This is a genomic window from Exiguobacterium sp. s128, from assembly GCF_018618815.1.
Taxonomy (GTDB): domain Bacteria; phylum Bacillota; class Bacilli; order Exiguobacteriales; family Exiguobacteriaceae; genus Exiguobacterium_A; species Exiguobacterium_A antarcticum.
The window spans coordinates 1-17,601 of record NZ_JACSMT010000050.1; the positions used below are offsets into that span (position 1 = coordinate 1).

The window sequence follows — 17,601 nt, forward strand, 5'->3', positions numbered from 1 at the left end:
ACGATACCGGGGTTTTCGCTTTTTTTCTATGTTCGATTTAAAATCCGATGGATTTTATGTGTCAACCACACCTTATGGTGATGAGCCATTTTATTGGAAGTAAAAGGGTGTCCACATGGTAAAATATTGTTAAAAGAAGGAAGGGGCGATTCTTATTCACAAACCTATACTCGTATTGAGTCTCGTCGGCAGTCTTTTTCTGACCGGATGTGGAACGGAACAGCTGTTGCACCTGCAACGATCCTCGACTTACTGGGAAGCCATCAAATATACAAAAGAAGCCTATGAACCTGTTTCGAAAAAACAATCCGCCCTACTGCTGAAAACGTGTGAAAACACAAAGAATGTCGTCGCGATGCCAAAGTATTACCGGACGCTCGATACATACGGTCTGTACTTTAACTTACAACAAATCGGAACCAATACCCGACCGATTGAACTGCAATATATCGCAGCAGACAAGGAATACTTCGTGACGTGCCGTTCACCGAAGACGTTCCGCCTGACGGCTCATCCGATTCAGTTGAAGGATCATCCATGGCTGAAGGAGACAGACGGTCCAGAACATTCGCCGATCTCAGAACCGGCTTTGACGACCCGTCTATCTGATAAGGCGACGAAACGGAAACATGAGGTCGTCGATAGGACCGGACAGATTCAGCGAGTATCCATGCAATTTCCCGTAACGGGCCAAGTCGTAGTTCTGGAAAAGGAAGACGGGCAACAACAAACGCTTTTTGGATTACCGGCTTCGTTTGCCTATCCGACACTTGAACTGTCCGTCGAAAAGACGACAGATGGTCTGCCGTCTTCGACCTATGCCCTGTTGTTGAAAGGCGATCTGTATCAAAATCAACAAGATCTCGTCAAGATTTTCGGCAAACAGTCCGCTAAACTGACCCATCATCCGCTGCCTGACGTCTTACCAACGGACAAGACGATTCCCTACCTGACGCTTCGATTCGAAGATCCGGAACAGCCGATGGAAAAAACGATTTCCCTGCGTTACGAGACGACCGTCAAAGACATTCCTGTCCGCGGATTTAACGGTATCGGGACCGACAACAAAGAAATTCACGGTTTCCTTCATCCGAATGAAGCGGCATTGCGTGAAGGGAACTTCCGTCAATTGTCCTTATTATCCGACAAGCTGGCGAAACGGGTAGCAGATGAATTAAAAGACGTCACACTTGAAAAACCGCAAGGCAAACGGGCGGATGTCCGCTATTTGAGCTTGATTCAAGACGGAAAAATCCAGACGTTTGATCTGTATCTCAAAACACGTGCAAACAAAACGGATCTCTACTTAAAAGACATCCGAACTAAAAAAGCGGCTAAACTGTCCGGTGAACTGGCGACTGCCGTGACAGCCGAACTGGAGGACTAAGAATGCGACGAATGATTGCGTCGAGCTTGGCAACAGTTTTATTAACGGGATGTACCTCCGAACCTGAACCGGTTCATTATGATTATCTGCCGGAATTGTACGATACGTTGAATCTAACGGACTATAAGGATGATGATCCGAAGCTTGGCGTCCTCATCAAACAGGTGTGTGCGACGAAACCGGTCGAAGCTCCGAAGGATTATTCAGTCTGTAAACACTATTTCGTGAATCTGGTCAGCCAGTTCCCGGAATCGACGGGAACCCAGGCAGTTTACACGAAAACGAAACAAAACAGTTTTTTGTATTGTCATAATTCTGTTTCAAAACCGGGCTTTCACAAGTTGAATTCGAAACAGGACCAATTTCCGATGGATAAGCTGGTGGTTGCCAAAAAAGAGATCCATTTTGAACCGTTGCCTGCCGACTTCAAGCAAATCGTCCGGACATTCGACCATTCATTGATGGCCTCCGCGAGACAACTGACATTACCGACGACCGGTTATTTGGTCGCCCGGGCGACGAATGAACAAACCAAGCAGACGGTCGTCACGAATGTGATGGAACTGACACCATTAGTCGGAACGGCCCCGCTTTTCCTCCAATCGAATATCCAAATTCAGGAACCGTATGAAGTTCAGCTGAATCTGATGGGGCAACAACGATATCAAGCGGCTATTCATTCGTCGAAAGAACAAAGTACAATCGCGTTTAAGGAGCAGTCAAGTACAGACGGAACTTACGGCTTAGTCACGGTCACGGAAAAAAGCGGAAAGACCACTCATTACAAACTGACAATCAAGCAGGAACAACAGATGCCGACCGGTCTTGAATTGCCACCGGATGAGTTTTCAGACGATGAGTTCGTTTTGCCCCGCTATGCCGTATTCCATGACCGCCCGTTCGATAAGCTGAAATACAACTACAAGAAAGGACAGGTACAGGATAATGCGATTTCGGAACAAGAATTTTTAAAAGCCTCTCCGGACGAGACAAAACAATTAGTGCGATTGATTCAAGATAGTGAAGTGATAGAAAAGAAAGGACGACCGGCAAATCGGACATATCTGACGATCCTGAACGGTGAAAAAGCGCAACAGTTTAAAATCTATCTCGATCAACGAATCAACAAAATCGATGTCTATCTCGAAGATGTCCACCGAAAGATCAGTTTTAAGCTGTCCGCCGAGGGACGCGACTTGTTACTCGACACGTATCAGATCAAATAATCTAAAACACCAGATGTTCGACCGCGTAGAGGACACCGCAAAACAGGATGAACGCGATCCCTTCCTGCAACCATTCTTCGCGGGTCAAACGTTCCCGCAAAAAAGAGGCACAGGCAATCAACAGCGCAAAAAAGTACAGATAGACAAAACCGCCGGACAGGAAAAAACCGATGATGAACATCATGCCGAACAAGACCGTCAAACCTGAAACGATGCCTTTACGTGTCGTCATCTTCCGTCACCTCTTGGTTTCAGTTTTAATCCTTTTACCCACTTTCCAGATCATCCACTCCAGACAAAAACCGTCTCTCCCCTGCTCGTGGGAAAAGACGGTTTTGTTTATGCGTGAGTATGATCGGCGACGACGGCATATTCCGTGACAGCGTTTGACAGGACAAGCGGTTTGACTTCCGATGTGCCCTCGTCCCGTTTCTTATGGACGCCTTTATAGGCTTGGCTTGCTTGCCAGGCATGGAAATACGCTTGTTTTTCCCACGTCGTCATGATCGTGACGATATCGTGCTCGTCCTGACTGAGATCCACTAAGACCTGCATCCGGACAAATCCTTCCATCTGCTCAATTCCTTTCGTCGTCTGAAAACGGGCTGCGACTTGATCGGCTTTCCCGTTTTGTACACGCAATTGATTCATCACAATCCACATACTAGATCCCCCTCTTTCTTGACTATATCCAATATACCGAACGACTAGATCATCTTCCCACTGAGAGGACTTCAATCGAGCGTATTCGACAATCGGCGCAACTGTTCGTTGCCTTGTCGGTCGACAGCCTGAATATCAAAAAAGAGCGAACGGGGAAAGGCTTTCGGTAAGGCCTGAATCGTATGAAAACTGTCCTTTTTCCGGACATCCAGTGTCCGTTTGATATCTTTCAGCGGTACGTTCCGTTCTTGCTTCCCGTCGTAAGTCGCTTTATATGGATCAAACGTCAACCGGTTCAGGTTTTGGGAGCGATTTTCCCCGTAGACGATCAAATAACGTTTTTGTTCGACTTTGAGAACCCGTCCTTCAAACCAGTCGTTTGGTTGCGGCATTTGGCGGATCAGGCGGACGATCCGATAGGTCGAGTCCGTTTGTTGCAACACGAGTAACAGATGCGCTTTTTCCGTTTTGACGAATGCAATCGTATGGCTGTCACCGAGCGGTTCGATCCAGTACACCTGTTTCGTCGAAAATCGCACGTCCGGCTGATGCTGACGGACGGTCTCGACAATCAGTTGCGGCGTCACATCTTGAGGAGCTGCCTCGTTTGTTTGAAAGTAGAACAAGCTTCCTCCGAGAGCGAGCAGAAAAAATACACATAACAATAGCCGGTGTTTCATGACAGACCCGCATCACGAACCCGATGACAACCCGCCATCCCTCGTTTCATGATGCTCGCCCTCCTTTCATTTCCCAAGCGAAAAACCGTCAAAATAACGGCCGCCGTGTTCGGTAAGCCACTGTTCCACTAAATCAATGACCGGTTGTTTTTCATCCAACCGGAAAAAAGCTTCGAAAGCGTCCGCCAATCGTTTGGCCTCGACCGGATCGACGATAGCCAGACTGCGGATCAGCCATTTTCCTTGTCCTGTCCAGTGACCGGATGCCCGCAACCGGAAGTCCGGCGCTTGTTCGAGCAACCGGGAAGCGATTCCGAGCCCTTCCGTCCGGTCCGTCACACCGATGAAATCATCCAGCAGATCGGTCAGGAAGTACCGGGCCCGATCCAGTTCTTGTATCGAAAAAGCAGGCGGACCGGCCAACAGCTCCGTTTCTGCCTGTCCTTTCAACGGTGCAAGCAGTGCATGATTCCGCAGGACGAGTCCTTCTGCGACCATTCGTTGCATCGACGGACGTCCGCGATCCCGGTCCTGTCGGAAAAACGCCCGGATTGTCGTACTCGAATGAATGAAGGCTTCGACCGGATAACTGTCCGCTACAAATGATTCGCGGTACGAAGATGGCACCGTTTCGTCGATGATGACAAGATCCAGGTCCGATGTGGCAGTAGCTTGACCGCGGACGAAACTGCCTGCGAGTACCGCTGCATCACAGTTCGGATAACGCGTCTCGATAACGGAGCGTGCGGTCAGAAGTGCCTTTTGAAGCTGATCACTCATGTGTCTGATTTTGTAGCATCGTATTATCGGAAGCAAAAACAGCCAGTTCATCGCCCGGTACGGCGACGATCGAGACAAGACCTTGATCCGGTAACGTCATGTCGATGGCCCAGGATTCGTAATAGGTATCCGATCCGTTGATGACAAGCGTTTTCCCGGAACTGAACGTGATGAACAGATGTGGAGCGGCTTTTCCGATCCGGACGGCAATGATTCGTTCTGTATGTAACGTCACAATCAGATGAAGCATCTCTTCTTTCGGCATATGGCGCACGACCCAGTCCTTCGATGATTCAACATCCCCGTAATACAAACGGTCGGTCTCGATCCGGATTGAGATATCTGGAATCGTGGCATCATAGAGATTGATCAATTCGATGCTGATGAAGCCTGTCAGGTGAATCGTCGAGATTTGAGTTCCTGTCAAATAAGTAGAAACGAGCTTACGGGCGATTTGATGATCTTCTTTATTCATAATTCCACCTCTTCACAAAATAGTTGACGGTGATGTCGATCGTGTTGTCATTTTTCTTTCTTATAAATTTACCACATATTAGCAGTGGACGGGAGAGGCAACAAAAAAACAGATGACCGTTCGGTGAACGTCATCTGTCTTAAAAGGTCAATTCGCTTTTTTCAGGATGTTCAGCAGCCACTTCTGCAAGTCTTTGCCGCCTTCATAAAATGAACAGTCGCGGAGCTCAATCGTATGTCCGCCTGCTTGAATCAATTCGTTGAACGTATCTCCCAGATCGCGGTTTTCCCACTGGCGTTCATCGTTTAAATACTTGAAACCAAAGTTGCATTCGACATTAAAGATAATATGGAACGGTTCCTTAAACGATTGGACGGCGCGGATCATTTCAACTAAAATCATCCGTTTTGGTGTTGATTTTTTAAATGTATCGATGACCGTCGTCCGGCGTCCGTGAAATTCGACGACACGGACCGCACGTCCTTCATCGGCTTTGAAATCATAACTCGTCCGGATGGAGACGATGATTTCGCGTTGATCAGTTTGTTGCATATTCTACCACTGCCTTTCTCTCGCTTGAGTATACATCACTCGTGGCATGTCTTGAAGGGTTATTTCACAATCCGTCCTGAGAACGATTGAAACCTCCCATTATTTGTCTTATAATGAAAAATATGTTGAAAGGAGCTTGATTGTGAAACCGTTATTTTCCATTATCTTAACTGTTTGCTTACTGTTCACAGGATGTTACTGTACACTCGACGAGCAGACGGATGGTCCCCACTTCAAGTCTCGTGCGCGAACGATTTCGAAGTACCACACGTTTGACATCGAATTCTCAAAAGGTTTACGTCCGGATCAAGTCTCGGACCGGACTGTCACGATTACGGATTCGACGGGCGAACGGATGCAGACGGAACTTGAAGTCATTGACGGCAAGGAGCTCCGAATCAAGCCGCCCCGCTCGGGTTATCAAAAGGGACGCCGTTATATCATACATATCCGGGATTCGATTGATGCACGAAAACAAATTAAAAGTAATACGATAAAAGAACGGACCTTCACTGTTGATCGTTAAACAGGAAGCTCCGTTCTTTTTTTAGTCGGCGCGTTTCGGGAACAACGTGTAACTGAGGGAGATCAGCCCGTCGACGAGGAGGACAAGGAACCAGATTTGAATCGTCCGAAGCAAGGCTACGGTCTGATTGAAATCTGAAATCCAAAAAATCATTCCGGCCAACAAGGCACTTCCAATGACGAATGCTGTCAGGTGGCGGAAAAACCCTTCGCGTTCCCGCTTCGCCTTGGAGCGGACGTCGCGTACAACGTCCTTACGCAAAACAAGGTGTTGGTATGTCTGATCCGCCCACGCAATCAGTGATTTACCAAAGGCAAGTGAGACGCCGATGTAGATGGCGGCGACACCATGAGCCCACGTTGCTTCCGTCCCTTGCCTTAAGTCGTAAACGGTCAAAACGAGCAAGACAAGATCGATGACCGGTGACATAGCCATCAGACGCAATCCGAGTCGTTTTTTCCGCCAGCCATAGCGGACGATCAGTCCGGCAAGGATGAAGACCCAAAACATGATTTCACACACGATGATGCCCCACGCAATTCCGTTCATGTTGACTCCTCCTTTTTAATACGTGTGTATTATAAAAATACCACATCTGACACTGATTTCCTATTTTTTTAATACATTTGTATCAAAAAAATGCTATACTGGCGTCATGCCAAAACAAGTTGATCACGAAAAAAGACGACGCCAAATCGCAGAAGCGACCTGGCGTCTCATATCAACAGAAGGAATTGAACAAGCGACCGTCCGAAAAATTGCTGAGGAAGCCGGTTTATCGCTTGGTGCGTTACGGCATTACTTTGCAACTCAAGACGAATTGCTCCGCTTTTCGATGGAACTCGTCTCGGAACGGGCGCAACAACGGATTACCAGCATCTTCGAACAAGGAGGTCCGCCGAAGCAAGTCTTACTCGATGTTTTACTGGAAGTGTTACCGTACAAGGAAGACTATCAGCTCGAAATGAGCGTCTGGTTTCAATTCATGATGGCAGCCTATCGTTCCAAAACCGATACCGGCACGGATGATATTTTCCGGATGTGCCTCGTCCTGCTCGAACGGTTGCCTTCAGGTACGTTACGGGACGGAATCGACGTCCGGCTGGAAGCGGAACGGTTGGCTGCATTGGTCGATGGTCTGGCGTTTCATGCCTTATTCCGACCGGAACGGTTGACGAAAGACCGATTGAAGACGATTCTTGTCCACCACTTGAACACCATTTTCCAGTCATGACGACAACACCCCGTCCTCCTCTCAGGAGTGGACGGGGTGTTGTTTGTGTAAGCGGCGTTCTGCCAGGTGAAGCGATCCGGACCGCATCAGACCAAAACCGATGAATGCCAGCCAAACACCGTGGTTGCCAATCCAGTTGATGGACAACAGCAACAGCGCAAAAATCAGGAAGGCTTGAATCATCGAGTTCCGGACCGGCTTGGCCCGGGCGAGTCCGGAAAATATGCCTTCATACAGCATCGCAAAACCGCCGGTCAACGGAAAGATGAGAATCCAGCCATAATACAGACTCGAGATATCGAGCAGAACCGGATCGGTCGAAAACAGCTGCAACAATGGACGCTGAAAAATAATCAACAGTGTCATTATAAAAAGAATGGAAGCGAGACCAAACTGCCGCGTCAAGCGGACACTTTTCCGGTAACCGGCTTCATCGTATCGTCCCCGCGCCCGTCCGACGAGAATGGTTGAGGCACTCCCGAGCCCGCCAAACCAATAGGCAATCAAATACTGGATTTGAAGCAGAATCGCATTGGCAGCGAGAACGTCAGGTCCAAAAGCGGCTCCTGTCCGGGTAAACCAACCGGTTACGAGCAACAGGAAAATCGTCCGGATGAATAAATCCGCGTTGACCGTAAAAAATTGCCGGTACGCCTGGACGTGGAACAAAAGACTACGGTAGCTTGGTTTCCAGACCAGTTGCCGGAATATGAACAGGAATCCGAAGGCGACGATGCTGATTTCAGCGACGAGTGTCGCGAAGGCGACTCCTGCGACACCGTATCCGAGTCCAAGGACGAATACGACATCCAATATGATATTGATGACGTTACTGCACACTTGGATCAACAAGGCACGTTTCACCTGCCCTTGTCCGATTAAAACAAACGGTGCGCCGTACATCCGGTAATCGATGTAAGTCCTCACATCCGGCAACAACGTTTCCGGCGCCGCCAGTAAGTAAAGTCCACCCGTCGTCAGCGGAACGCGACAGAGCATCAGCACCAGCCCGGTCAAAAACCCAATCAAGACAGGACGGTACAAGGCGAAATGCAGAGCTGTTTCATCATGATGAACACTGGCTTGGGCACTGAAGCCGGTCGTACTGACCTTTAAAAATCCGAATAGCCAGTAAATCGTATTAAAAAAGACGGCCCCGATGGCGACCGCCTCTCCGGTTTGTCCGATGGCGATCGTATCTGTGACGCCGAGCAACGGTGTCAAGATACCCGACAAAATCAACGGGTAGGCGAGCAAGCCATACTGACGCGCCGTAACAGGTACTGTTACCATTTTCGTGCCTCAATCGAACGACTGAAAATCAACGGGTCCGTTGATCCAAAACGGCCGGTGATTTGTTTAAGGTGCTTTCTGGATCTACTAATAAGAGGATGGGTCGTCACAGGTATCATCACGTCTCCTTTTCCGTGTAGGCACACTGCTTTCATTCGTATCGGATGAAGCCTTGGTTATTATAAGGTATTTCAAATTTTTTTACTTAAAAAGTACTCCTGAAGTATGAACTTTATCAGAGTCACACTACAGGAGTACGGTGTTAGCGTCTGTGTCTGCCCGTCATAGGACGCGGACAAATTCTTTCGCCTGTTGTTCCAACTGTTTGGCGGAATCTGCCAACAGATCAAATTCACGGACGGTCTGTTCAAGTTGTCCGCTGCTCGTCTTGACCTTGTCAGAGATCCGTTTGATGCTTGTTGATACTTCTTCAACCCGCTGGATGATTCCCTCGATATTGCCTTTGACGTCTCCGATCGATTGGGAGACCTTATTCGACAAATTCCTGACTTCGGTTGCGACGACGTTAAATCCACGTCCGTGTTCACCCGCCCGTGCCGCTTCGATCGCAGCATTCAGCGCCAACAAATTGGTTTGGGCCGCGATATCACGGATCGTTTTGACGATGTCGGTGATCGAGTCGGTCTGTGCATGAAGTTGAATCAGATGCACCAGATTTTCTGTTGATTCCGCCTCCACTTGTTGGACGGTCGCGAGCACTTGGAGTCCATCCTGACGTCCGCTTTCTGATTTTACAGTCAAAAAGGCCGACGTTGCATTTAATTCCTGAGCCATCCGCAACACATCCTGCTGACGAATCGTAATATCAGTCGCCCGCCGTTCGATTTTGTCTTGATACGTGATGCCTTGCATCAACTTACGCCAAAACAGTTCATAAGCCGGACTACTTGTATATTCGGCGAAACAAAGATCGCGGTGCGATTTGCCCAGTAACTCGTTGACGGTGTACCCCATCGTCCGCGCAAACAGTTCGTTGACATAAGCGACCTTTCGTCGTTCATCAAACCGAATGATGGCTAAGTTTTGTTCGATGGCCCGAACGACTTGCGTATCCGTGATTTGGGTTGTTTGATCCTGCATCGGTATGCCCTCCCTTTTCTAAGTACACGTATCAATCAAAAGCGTATAGGATAATATTATCCGTTATAGCCGCTAATCCCTTCTATTTCGGGCTGTCGCCGATAAAAAATTCCCAAAAAAAGGTTCCCTTGTTTGAAGGGAACCTGCACACATCGATTCAATAGGCACTCCAACCACCATCCGCGACGACGATTGCCCCGTTGACGAAGCTGCTGTCTTCCGACACGAGGAACAGGGCCAGCTTGGCAATTTCTTCCGGTTGGGCGGTTCGCGGATTCAAGCCCATCCCGAGCATCGTCCGCCCCATTCCGAACTCGTTGATGTTCGTCATCGACTGACCGATGTTCGTCTCGACGGCGCCGGGAGCAATCCCGTTGCATCGAATCCCTTCCTTCGCATACAGATAGGCGGTATTTTTCGTCAATCCGACGACGGCGTGTTTTGAAGCTGTGTAGGCAGCTCCGGCCCGCGCACCGTTTAATCCGCCAATCGAGATGTTGTTGAGGATGACGCCATGCCCCTGTTCTTGGAATACAGGAATCGATAGCCGCATCAAACGCATGACGGCGGTCGTATTGACGGCAAAGACCCGTTCCCAGCGTTCATCCGTAACGTCTCCGACCCCTTCCATCCCGTCCATGATGCCGGCATTGTTGACGAGAATATCAAGTGTTCCGTATGTCGCCAGCGTTTCGTCGAGCAGTTGACGGACGGCGGCTTCGTCCGCAACGTTCGTTTCGACAGCGTGCGCTGTGCCACCGTTGTTCGTAATCGCTTCCGCAACCTCGACGGCCGCTTCCTTATGAATATCCGAGACGATGACACGGGCTCCTTCTGCTGCAAACAATTCCGCCATCGCTTTTCCCATTCCGGATGCAGCTCCGGTGACGATGATGACTTTTTCCGATAAACGCATAATACTCATCCTTTCTGATTGGATTTTGCCATTCCTTCCTCTTTTCCCGTTTTTTGCCCGAACAGTCGCACGGTCTGATGGCGATTTGATAAACGTTTCCGTGACAAAACACAAAAAAACCAGAAACTCCGTGATCGGAGTTCCTGGTGCTCGATATTTATTTTATTTCGCGGCTTGTTTTTTCTTCCGCCTGCTCATTTTTACTTTTTGCATCGAACTCGGCGCGTGTCATCACGTCTTCAACATGCATGTTGACCTCGACGACTTCAAGCCCTGTCATATCGCCAATCGCTTTTTTGATTTTTGCGACCGTTTCCTGGAAGATCGACGGGATGTTTTTGCCGTACTCGACGATGACACGGAGGTCAAGCGCCACTTGGCGTTCGCCGACTTCAGCGCCGACGCCTTTTGTGATGTCTTCCGTGCTGCGGAGACGATCCGTCAAACCGCTCATGAATCCACCACTCATTGATAAAATGCCTTGGACTTCGTTTGAAGCAATCCCGGCGATTTTTTTGATGACCTGATCTTCGAACGTTAATTTGTTTGAACGTACCTCTTCAGTTTGTCCAGTCGTGTTTAATGATTCGTTTGCCATTTGAAATCTCTCCCTTTTAATTAAGTGTCAGGTTATTTATATATGAATCAGTCCCGGTTAAAGAACTGAATCCATCCTTCAATATCGAGTGCTCCGTCCCGCCATTTCCCGACTAAAAAGCCGATTGTGGTAAAAACGAGCAGTAACAGCGTTGGGCCGAACCCGATCGTCAGGAACAGAATCGCGATCACGAGTCCAACAAGACCGCCGATCAATCGGAACCGGTACGGATACAACTGTTCTTTCGTACTCATGTTCAATTCCTCCCTTTAGACGACACGTTCTGATGTTTTCGTTTTCGTATCACTGATTTTGACTTTTGTACTCGTCACCGGCAGTTCAAGTAAGGATTCGACGGCGTGCTTGGCACGTTCCTGGATGTCTTTGCCTATCGTCGGTAATCCATCTTGACCAAAGACCGAGCAGTCAACCGTCAAGGCGACCGTCTCTTTTTTCGAATGGATGTCTGCCTGGACGCTTGGCGTCCGGACTCCATTGATACCACGAATCGACTCAAGAGCCGTCCGTTCGATGGTTTCTTTCGAAATCGTGATGTTGCCATCTCCTGTCCGGATCAACAACCGTTGACCTTTCGAGCGGCTGAGTAATCCGGTGAATAAGAGAATAACGAATACGAAAGCTAAAAAACCACCAATTGAGAGCACCGTGTAGCTGTACCATTGTTGATCCTGCCATTGTTCAAGTAACGGGCTGAGTCGTGGAACATCGTAGACGCCGAGGACCAGTAAGCCAACACTCACTAACCCGAGCAGACCGATGAGAACGAGTAAAAAACGATTGAACCCATTCATCTTCATCTCTCCTTTTACATAACGTTGTAAGATTCTTTCACATAAGACATTCGCTAGCTGAAATATTATGTGTATGGCGTGTTTATTCCCGTTCACTAGACCTTAAAACATCTAAACGCACTTTTAATTAAAGTTCTATTATTCTGACAATTTAACGTTGAGTTATTCAGAAACCAGTGTTTTATTTACTATATTTCATAAAAAAAGTCCCGTTAACTCAAAAAAGAGGAAGGAACTTTCGGATTTAATGAAATTTCAGGAATTACCATACAGATTATACGCTGTCAATATCATTTTACTCGGACAGGAAATGCGACGTTTCCATCGCCTTGTTTCCACCACCCATAGACATGATAAATATAAAGACCTTTCTTGTTTGGTGCCGTGAACTGTTCCTTCTTCAGCTGAATGGTTTTATTCGTTCCATCCTTCTGCCATTGTTCAGTCTTGATGCGTTCAGGTGTGGGACCGTCGTTAAACACGATCTCAATCTTCTCACCGGGTGTGACGACAACCGGTGTCTGGTTGGCTGTCATGTCGAGCGGGGTCGAATAACTAAGATCCACACATTTGCTGTTTAACAGGCTCCTCCAGCAAGACGATCCACTCGTCACGTCGATCTTCGACCCATTGACGGACACGTCCGGTTCAGGCGGTGCGCCGCGAAACGGTTCGAAATATAAAATTAATCCGCCGACTAATAAAAGAATAAGCCAAAATCCTTTTCGCATGGTTTTTTGTCCCTTCTGCCTTCTAACTGTCCGTCCGAGGTTTGCTGATGTTTAAAAAAGGTTAATACTTCTAAGTTGAGTTAAAAAATATGTAGGAGGTTTTTTGAATGATCGAAAACAAAGTCGTCATCATTACAGGAGCGTCAAGTGGCATCGGGGAAGCCACGGCTAAGTTACTGGCGAAACAAGGTGCGCAATTGGTACTCGCAGCACGCCGGGAAGATCGTCTGAAAACTTTGCAACAAGAAATCGAAGAACTCGGCGGCAAAGCCGTCTATCAAGTAACGGACGTCACGGACGCGTCGCAAGTCGATGCGCTCGCGAAACTCGCGCAAGACACGTTTGGTTCGGTCGACGTGCTCGTTAACAACGCCGGCTTGATGCCGTTATCGAAACTGAACAAAAACAAGCAGGATGAGTGGAACACGATGGTCGACGTCAACATCAAAGGCGTTCTCTATGGCATCGGTGCCGTTCTGCCGTATATGCGCGAGAAGAAACGCGGACACATCATCAATATCTCCTCTGTCGCAGGACACGATGTCATGCCGTCGAGTGCCGTCTACAGCGGGACGAAGTTTGCGGTCCGTGCCATCACGGAAGGCTTACGAAAAGAAGAATCGGTCGAAAACAACATCCGCGCGACGATCATCTCGCCGGGAGCAGTCGATACCGAATTGAAGGATCACATCACGGATGAAGAAATCAAACAAGGCATCGGCAACTTAAAAGCGATGGACGCAGGTGCGATTGCCCGGGCGATTGCCTACGCTGTCAATGAACCGGAAGATGTCGCCGTCAACGAAATCTTAATCCGCCCGACAGCACAACAATAATTCAAAACGAACACCGCCCAAGCAGGCGGTGTTTTTTAATGGAGCAATCGTTCGGCGATCAACTCATAGGACCGGAGCCGTTTTTGCTGATCAAAGGCATTGTTGATCAACAGGAACTGATCGGTCTGATACCGGTCGGACAAGTCCTGCAGTTCAGCAGCAATCTTTTCTGGTGTTCCGACGATCGTCCGCCGGCGGTCCTGCTGTATTCGTTTTTGTTGATCTGCATTCCATGACTTGTTTTCGGTCGTCGCAAACGACGGGACAATCGAATGGCCGAGACGGATCCCTTGAATCCAGGCGTCCTGGGTCCGTGCCAGTTCTTCCGCCTCTTCCATCGTCTCGGCACAGATGACGAAGACACAAACGATGACGTTGGCTGTCCGCCCTTCGACCGGAACGAATGCGTCCCGATAGGTCCGTAATGTCTCTTCCCACTTGTCGGGATTGATGAAGTGACCAAACACAAGTCCGTGTCCGCGCTCAGCAGCGAGTATCGCACTGCGCGGCGACAGTCCGAGCACGGATAACGGGATCCGTTCCTCGACACGCGGCGTCGTCTTGACGATCCGGTACGGATGGCGGGAAGATAACGTATCCGTCAAAAATCCTTCAACTTCGTCGAGTAAACGCGGAAATTCGTCCGCTCCGTCGTCCTCCCCGTCCGTCAACGCACGTCGGGTCCGTTCACTGCCGCCCGGCGAATTGCCAATTCCGAGTTCAATCCGGTTCGGATAGAACGCAGCCAGCGTCGAAAACGTCTCGGCGATTTTTAGCGGACGATACTGAGGTAACAAAATCCCGCCGGACCCGAGTTTGATCCGGGATGTCACGTCCCCCATCCGGGCGATGAATAATTCCGGTGCGGCACTGAGCAAGCCGTTTGTATTATGATGTTCAGCGAACCAATAGCGTTCGTACCCAAGACGTTCTGCCTCGAGGACCAGCCGTTTCGTCGCTTCCATCGTCTGTTCGATCGTATCCCCTTCATGTAACGGGACTTGATCCAATATTCCTAAACGCATGAACTCGCCTCCTCTACACATTCAGTGTACGCGGTCGATGCGCTGAATTCAAAAAGAAGGCATCGTCAGGCGCGGACAAGCCGGCGGTCTTCGATGATCAGACCGTCTCGCATCTCGATTTTCCGGTTCGCCCGTTCGGCGAGTGCCGGGTCATGGGTGACGAATAAGACGCCGCAGCCCTTTTCTTCGTTTAGGCTGCGTAACAGGTTAAAGATGATGTCACCCGTTTCCGTGTCCAAATTGCCGGTCGGTTCATCCGCCAGCAGCCATTTTGGTTCGTGCACCAGCGCCCGGGCAACAGCGACCCGTTGTTGCTGCCCGCCGGACAGTTGTGACGGGAGCGAACCGGCTTTGTCCGCGAGACCGACTTTTTTTAGCAACGACAAGGCCCGCTCTTTTTTGTCATAGGTCACTTTTCGACCGAACAGCGGTGCCATGACATTTTCATGTGCCGTCAGCGTCGGGATCAGATGGAACTGTTGGAAGATGAACCCGACATTCTCGAACCGGAAGTCAGACAAATCCCGACTTTTTAATTGATGAATCGCCTGGTCACCGTACGATAATGTACCGCTCGTCGGACGATCGAGCGTCCCGATCAAGCTGAGTAACGTTGATTTACCAGAGCCCGACGGTCCGATGATTGAGATGAAATCACCGGCATCGAGCGTGAGATTGATATTCGATAACGCATGGGTCTCGATCCCGTCACCGGTAAAGGACTTTCCGATTTGTTGGCAGATGAATGTATCTTGCATGATTGCCCTCCTCGTTGTATGCAACTGTCTAACTGATTCTCTTTTCATTTGGAAATTCCTGCAAAAAAACGACCTTCTGAAAAAGAAGGTCGTTTCAAGAAGACATCGATGGACGATTGGAATGGCGTTTTTTTTGATACATCCATTCATACGGGACAATATAAAACAGACAAGCGAGTGTTGCGAACTGGATGATTCCTCCCATGTTGCGTCTCGACTCGACAAACGTCATCTGACCAAAGTAATCATAAAAACCAACGAATAACAGGATCGCGAAGACTCCGGCTGTCAGATAAATCAGCAAACGTAGCGACAACGGATATCGCCTCGCGATCAAGAGCATCGGTAGCCCAATCGCAAACGTAAACAGCGTCGTCGCAAAGGTGCCGAATTGATATAAAAATTCATTTTCAACATTGGTCAAAAAGGCATAGGCTGTGAACAACAAAAAGGATCCAATTGCACTGACGGCTGAATAACTGACCAAACGCATGACGACATTTCTCCTTTCAAAAGTGAAGGCGTTTTCAAAAAAAGACAGACGACCATCATCTTGCTATCGCAAGACGATGGATGACATCAGATAAGGTTTCGGCTTCCAGTTCCGCCTCGAGTGCCTGTTGTGCACGAACGAAGGTATCGTCGAGCGTCGATTGGATATTCCGACCGACCGGACAAGCTGGATTCGGGTGTTCATGCATCGAAAATAACGTCTCCTTTGGTTCGACGGCGCGGTAAACCATCAACAACGTGATGGCAGCCGCATCTTTCGTCAACGTCGCACCCGTTTTTCCGGCGACGGTTTGGAGTAGACCCGCTTGTCGTAACAATCCGGTCAGACGGCGAATGACGACCGGATTCGTATTGACGCTCCCGGCGATGTATTCGGAAGACAAGGCTTGACCCGGGTGGCTGGCGATTAACGCCAGTATATGAACAGAAACCGCTAAACGACTATTAATCATTTGTTTCACCACCAATGCTTTCAGTTTAATGAGCTCGACGTTTAATGTCAATTGGCTTGACAATCGCAATTTCTGTAACTAAACTAATTACATGTAAGGGATACATACTATCGAAGGAGGCGTTATTGATGAAGATTGCGATTATTGGAGCCAGCGGAAAAGCAGGTCGTGTCATATTAGAGGAACTGGCGGAACGAGGGCATGCCTTAACGGCAATCGTCCGTGATGCAACCCGCACGAAACACGATACCGTACTCGAAAAGAATGCATTTGAACTGACGACGGAAGAGTTGACGGATTTTGACGTCGTCATCAATGCGTTTGGCGCGGCTCCGGGGAACGAACACCAACATGTCGATCTCGGACGGCACTTGATTGATCAATTGCGCGGCACGTCGACACGACTGATCATCGTCGGTGGTCCCGGCAGCCTGTACGTCGATCCAGTAAAAACGGTCCAACTGGCGGATACACCGGACTTTCCGGCGGCTTACCTGCCGACCGCGAAAAATCAGGCGAAAAATCTAGCTGATTTACAACAGACCGTCGATTTGCACTGGACGTTCATCAGTCCGGCCGCTTTTTTTGATCCCGAGGGAGCTCGCACCGGGCAGTATCAATTGGCGCAAGACGTCCTGACGGTGAATGCAGCCGGCGAAAGTTACATCAGTTATGCGGACTATGCCATCGCTTTGGCGGACGAAGTCGAGCATCATCGCCATGATAAGGAACGGATTTCTGTTGTTTCAAAATAAAACAGGAAGCTGACTTTCTCATATTTTGAGAGAGTCGGCTTTTTTGTACATTCTATCAAAATTAGGCGATTCACCTCCCTTTCGGGTATAATACCTTTCAAGGAGGTGAAAATCATGTTGAAGCATAACGCCTACAAATTCAGAATATACCCGACAAAAGAGCAGGAAATCCTCATCGCGAAGACCATTGGTTGTTCGCGCTTCGTCTTCAACCACTTTTTAGCGAAGTGGGATGAGACGTATAAAGCGACAGGTAAAGGACTGTCTTACGGTTCTTGCTCGAAAGAA

The 17,601-nt window shown here is 48.8% G+C and carries 25 protein-coding genes and 1 pseudogene; 7 read left to right on the top strand and 19 right to left on the bottom strand.

Annotated features, from left to right (window positions below):
• The first annotated feature begins 226 nt into the window (after positions 1–226).
• On the top strand, positions 227–1,387 hold the full coding sequence (locus KNQ13_RS13905; RefSeq protein ID WP_209548313.1) for a hypothetical protein: 1,161 nt from the start codon (positions 227–229) through the stop codon (positions 1,385–1,387).
• A gap of 2 nt (positions 1,388–1,389) precedes the next feature.
• Complete coding sequence (locus KNQ13_RS13910) at positions 1,390–2,613, top strand: hypothetical protein (RefSeq protein ID WP_209548307.1); 1,224 nt, start codon at positions 1,390–1,392, stop codon at positions 2,611–2,613.
• A 1-nt stretch (position 2,614) separates the two neighbouring features.
• Here KNQ13_RS13910 and KNQ13_RS13915 read toward each other — a convergent pair whose 3' ends face one another.
• The 6 genes from KNQ13_RS13915 to KNQ13_RS13940 form a co-directional block, all read right to left on the bottom strand.
• On the bottom strand, positions 2,615–2,845 hold the full coding sequence (locus KNQ13_RS13915) for a hypothetical protein (RefSeq protein ID WP_209548306.1): 231 nt from the start codon (positions 2,843–2,845) through the stop codon (positions 2,615–2,617).
• Positions 2,846–2,952: 107 nt separating this feature from the next.
• On the bottom strand, positions 2,953–3,276 hold the full coding sequence (locus tag KNQ13_RS13920; protein WP_209548305.1) for an antibiotic biosynthesis monooxygenase: 324 nt from the start codon (positions 3,274–3,276) through the stop codon (positions 2,953–2,955).
• A 71-nt stretch (positions 3,277–3,347) separates the two neighbouring features.
• The gene (locus KNQ13_RS13925; protein WP_209548304.1) at positions 3,348–3,956 is read right to left on the bottom strand and encodes a hypothetical protein; all 609 of its coding nucleotides are present in this window, start codon (positions 3,954–3,956) and stop codon (positions 3,348–3,350) included.
• Between the two features lie 66 nt (positions 3,957–4,022).
• Positions 4,023–4,736, bottom strand: coding sequence for a nucleotidyltransferase domain-containing protein (locus KNQ13_RS13930; protein WP_209548303.1), 714 nt, complete (start codon positions 4,734–4,736; stop codon positions 4,023–4,025).
• Positions 4,729–5,211: a hypothetical protein gene (locus KNQ13_RS13935; RefSeq protein WP_209548302.1), complete on the bottom strand. Its 483-nt coding sequence runs from the start codon at positions 5,209–5,211 to the stop codon at positions 4,729–4,731. Before KNQ13_RS13935 ends, KNQ13_RS13930 begins: the two co-directional genes overlap by 8 nt.
• A gap of 147 nt (positions 5,212–5,358) precedes the next feature.
• Positions 5,359–5,763, bottom strand: a complete 405-nt coding sequence (locus KNQ13_RS13940; RefSeq protein ID WP_026831408.1) for a hypothetical protein — start codon at positions 5,761–5,763, stop codon at positions 5,359–5,361.
• A 142-nt stretch (positions 5,764–5,905) separates the two neighbouring features.
• Between KNQ13_RS13940 and KNQ13_RS13945 the strand changes: the two genes are divergently transcribed.
• A complete protein-coding gene (locus tag KNQ13_RS13945) occupies positions 5,906–6,289 on the top strand; it encodes a hypothetical protein (RefSeq protein ID WP_114595751.1) in 384 nt (127 codons plus the stop codon).
• 21 nt (positions 6,290–6,310) lie between these two features.
• On the opposite strand, the gene KNQ13_RS13950 is transcribed toward KNQ13_RS13945, so the two are convergent.
• The gene (locus KNQ13_RS13950; RefSeq protein WP_209548301.1) at positions 6,311–6,838 is read right to left on the bottom strand and encodes a hypothetical protein; all 528 of its coding nucleotides are present in this window, start codon (positions 6,836–6,838) and stop codon (positions 6,311–6,313) included.
• A 106-nt stretch (positions 6,839–6,944) separates the two neighbouring features.
• On the opposite strand from KNQ13_RS13950, the gene KNQ13_RS13955 reads away from it, so the two are divergent.
• Positions 6,945–7,523, top strand: a complete 579-nt coding sequence (locus KNQ13_RS13955) for a TetR/AcrR family transcriptional regulator (RefSeq protein ID WP_209548300.1) — start codon at positions 6,945–6,947, stop codon at positions 7,521–7,523.
• 21 nt (positions 7,524–7,544) lie between these two features.
• Here KNQ13_RS13955 and KNQ13_RS13960 read toward each other — a convergent pair whose 3' ends face one another.
• The 8 genes and pseudogenes from KNQ13_RS13960 to KNQ13_RS13990 form a co-directional block, all read right to left on the bottom strand.
• Complete coding sequence (locus tag KNQ13_RS13960) at positions 7,545–8,816, bottom strand: MATE family efflux transporter (RefSeq protein WP_209548299.1); 1,272 nt, start codon at positions 8,814–8,816, stop codon at positions 7,545–7,547.
• 282 nt (positions 8,817–9,098) lie between these two features.
• A complete protein-coding gene (locus KNQ13_RS13965; RefSeq protein WP_371818611.1) occupies positions 9,099–9,689 on the bottom strand; it encodes a methyl-accepting chemotaxis protein in 591 nt (196 codons plus the stop codon).
• Positions 9,684–9,917: pseudogene (locus KNQ13_RS16330) on the bottom strand (PAS domain S-box protein); the annotation flags it as partial. The gene KNQ13_RS13965 and the pseudogene KNQ13_RS16330, both read right to left, overlap by 6 nt.
• Before the next feature lie 157 nt (positions 9,918–10,074).
• Positions 10,075–10,833, bottom strand: coding sequence for an SDR family oxidoreductase (locus KNQ13_RS13970; RefSeq protein WP_209548297.1), 759 nt, complete (start codon positions 10,831–10,833; stop codon positions 10,075–10,077).
• Positions 10,834–10,990: 157 nt separating this feature from the next.
• Positions 10,991–11,431 (bottom strand): Asp23/Gls24 family envelope stress response protein, encoded by a 441-nt coding sequence (locus KNQ13_RS13975; protein ID WP_209548296.1) that lies wholly within the window; start codon positions 11,429–11,431, stop codon positions 10,991–10,993.
• 47 nt (positions 11,432–11,478) lie between these two features.
• Positions 11,479–11,685 carry a DUF2273 domain-containing protein gene (locus tag KNQ13_RS13980; RefSeq protein WP_209548295.1) on the bottom strand — a complete coding sequence of 69 codons (207 nt, stop codon included), beginning with the start codon at positions 11,683–11,685 and terminating at the stop codon, positions 11,479–11,481.
• 15 nt (positions 11,686–11,700) lie between these two features.
• On the bottom strand, positions 11,701–12,243 hold the full coding sequence (gene amaP, locus KNQ13_RS13985) for an alkaline shock response membrane anchor protein AmaP (RefSeq protein ID WP_209548294.1): 543 nt from the start codon (positions 12,241–12,243) through the stop codon (positions 11,701–11,703).
• Between the two features lie 290 nt (positions 12,244–12,533).
• On the bottom strand, positions 12,534–12,974 hold the full coding sequence (locus KNQ13_RS13990; protein WP_209548293.1) for a hypothetical protein: 441 nt from the start codon (positions 12,972–12,974) through the stop codon (positions 12,534–12,536).
• Positions 12,975–13,081: 107 nt separating this feature from the next.
• Between KNQ13_RS13990 and KNQ13_RS13995 the strand changes: the two genes are divergently transcribed.
• Positions 13,082–13,810 carry an SDR family oxidoreductase gene (locus KNQ13_RS13995; protein ID WP_209548292.1) on the top strand — a complete coding sequence of 243 codons (729 nt, stop codon included), beginning with the start codon at positions 13,082–13,084 and terminating at the stop codon, positions 13,808–13,810.
• Positions 13,811–13,845: 35 nt separating this feature from the next.
• Here KNQ13_RS13995 and KNQ13_RS14000 read toward each other — a convergent pair whose 3' ends face one another.
• From KNQ13_RS14000 to KNQ13_RS14015, 4 genes are all read right to left on the bottom strand, one after another.
• On the bottom strand, positions 13,846–14,835 hold the full coding sequence (locus tag KNQ13_RS14000; RefSeq protein ID WP_209548291.1) for an LLM class flavin-dependent oxidoreductase: 990 nt from the start codon (positions 14,833–14,835) through the stop codon (positions 13,846–13,848).
• 65 nt (positions 14,836–14,900) lie between these two features.
• Positions 14,901–15,593, bottom strand: a complete 693-nt coding sequence (locus tag KNQ13_RS14005) for an ABC transporter ATP-binding protein (protein WP_251027380.1) — start codon at positions 15,591–15,593, stop codon at positions 14,901–14,903.
• Between the two features lie 94 nt (positions 15,594–15,687).
• Positions 15,688–16,086 carry a hypothetical protein gene (locus KNQ13_RS14010; protein ID WP_014970416.1) on the bottom strand — a complete coding sequence of 133 codons (399 nt, stop codon included), beginning with the start codon at positions 16,084–16,086 and terminating at the stop codon, positions 15,688–15,690.
• A 55-nt stretch (positions 16,087–16,141) separates the two neighbouring features.
• Positions 16,142–16,558, bottom strand: coding sequence for an Rrf2 family transcriptional regulator (locus tag KNQ13_RS14015; RefSeq protein ID WP_209548290.1), 417 nt, complete (start codon positions 16,556–16,558; stop codon positions 16,142–16,144).
• Positions 16,559–16,686: 128 nt separating this feature from the next.
• Between KNQ13_RS14015 and KNQ13_RS14020 the strand changes: the two genes are divergently transcribed.
• Positions 16,687–17,313, top strand: a complete 627-nt coding sequence (locus KNQ13_RS14020) for an NAD(P)-dependent oxidoreductase (protein ID WP_209548289.1) — start codon at positions 16,687–16,689, stop codon at positions 17,311–17,313.
• 114 nt (positions 17,314–17,427) lie between these two features.
• On the top strand, positions 17,428–17,601 hold a 174-nt coding region (locus KNQ13_RS14025), incomplete at its 3' end, for a helix-turn-helix domain-containing protein (protein ID WP_214773241.1).

Excerpts from the sequence above, each read along its gene's own strand:
- KNQ13_RS13910 (WP_209548307.1), top strand. The coding sequence starts at position 1,390 with ATGCGACGAATGATTGCGTCGAGCTTGGCAACAGTTTTATTAACGGGA.
- KNQ13_RS13915 (WP_209548306.1), bottom strand. The coding sequence starts at position 2,845 with ATGACGACACGTAAAGGCATCGTTTCAGGTTTGACGGTCTTGTTCGGC.
- KNQ13_RS13920 (WP_209548305.1), bottom strand. The coding sequence starts at position 3,276 with ATGTGGATTGTGATGAATCAATTGCGTGTACAAAACGGGAAAGCCGAT.
- KNQ13_RS13925 (WP_209548304.1), bottom strand. The coding sequence starts at position 3,956 with ATGAAACACCGGCTATTGTTATGTGTATTTTTTCTGCTCGCTCTCGGA.
- KNQ13_RS13930 (WP_209548303.1), bottom strand. The coding sequence starts at position 4,736 with ATGAGTGATCAGCTTCAAAAGGCACTTCTGACCGCACGCTCCGTTATC.
- KNQ13_RS13935 (WP_209548302.1), bottom strand. The coding sequence starts at position 5,211 with ATGAATAAAGAAGATCATCAAATCGCCCGTAAGCTCGTTTCTACTTAT.
- KNQ13_RS13940 (WP_026831408.1), bottom strand. The coding sequence starts at position 5,763 with ATGCAACAAACTGATCAACGCGAAATCATCGTCTCCATCCGGACGAGT.
- KNQ13_RS13950 (WP_209548301.1), bottom strand. The coding sequence starts at position 6,838 with ATGAACGGAATTGCGTGGGGCATCATCGTGTGTGAAATCATGTTTTGG.
- KNQ13_RS13955 (WP_209548300.1), top strand. The coding sequence starts at position 6,945 with ATGCCAAAACAAGTTGATCACGAAAAAAGACGACGCCAAATCGCAGAA.
- KNQ13_RS13960 (WP_209548299.1), bottom strand. The coding sequence starts at position 8,816 with ATGGTAACAGTACCTGTTACGGCGCGTCAGTATGGCTTGCTCGCCTAC.
- KNQ13_RS13965 (WP_371818611.1), bottom strand. The coding sequence starts at position 9,689 with ATGCAAGGCATCACGTATCAAGACAAAATCGAACGGCGGGCGACTGAT.
- KNQ13_RS13970 (WP_209548297.1), bottom strand. The coding sequence starts at position 10,833 with ATGCGTTTATCGGAAAAAGTCATCATCGTCACCGGAGCTGCATCCGGA.
- KNQ13_RS13975 (WP_209548296.1), bottom strand. The coding sequence starts at position 11,431 with ATGGCAAACGAATCATTAAACACGACTGGACAAACTGAAGAGGTACGT.
- KNQ13_RS13980 (WP_209548295.1), bottom strand. The coding sequence starts at position 11,685 with ATGAGTACGAAAGAACAGTTGTATCCGTACCGGTTCCGATTGATCGGC.
- amaP (WP_209548294.1), bottom strand. The coding sequence starts at position 12,243 with ATGAATGGGTTCAATCGTTTTTTACTCGTTCTCATCGGTCTGCTCGGG.
- KNQ13_RS13990 (WP_209548293.1), bottom strand. The coding sequence starts at position 12,974 with ATGCGAAAAGGATTTTGGCTTATTCTTTTATTAGTCGGCGGATTAATT.
- KNQ13_RS13995 (WP_209548292.1), top strand. The coding sequence starts at position 13,082 with ATGATCGAAAACAAAGTCGTCATCATTACAGGAGCGTCAAGTGGCATC.
- KNQ13_RS14000 (WP_209548291.1), bottom strand. The coding sequence starts at position 14,835 with ATGCGTTTAGGAATATTGGATCAAGTCCCGTTACATGAAGGGGATACG.
- KNQ13_RS14005 (WP_251027380.1), bottom strand. The coding sequence starts at position 15,593 with ATGCAAGATACATTCATCTGCCAACAAATCGGAAAGTCCTTTACCGGT.
- KNQ13_RS14010 (WP_014970416.1), bottom strand. The coding sequence starts at position 16,086 with ATGCGTTTGGTCAGTTATTCAGCCGTCAGTGCAATTGGATCCTTTTTG.
- KNQ13_RS14015 (WP_209548290.1), bottom strand. The coding sequence starts at position 16,558 with ATGATTAATAGTCGTTTAGCGGTTTCTGTTCATATACTGGCGTTAATC.
- KNQ13_RS14020 (WP_209548289.1), top strand. The coding sequence starts at position 16,687 with ATGAAGATTGCGATTATTGGAGCCAGCGGAAAAGCAGGTCGTGTCATA.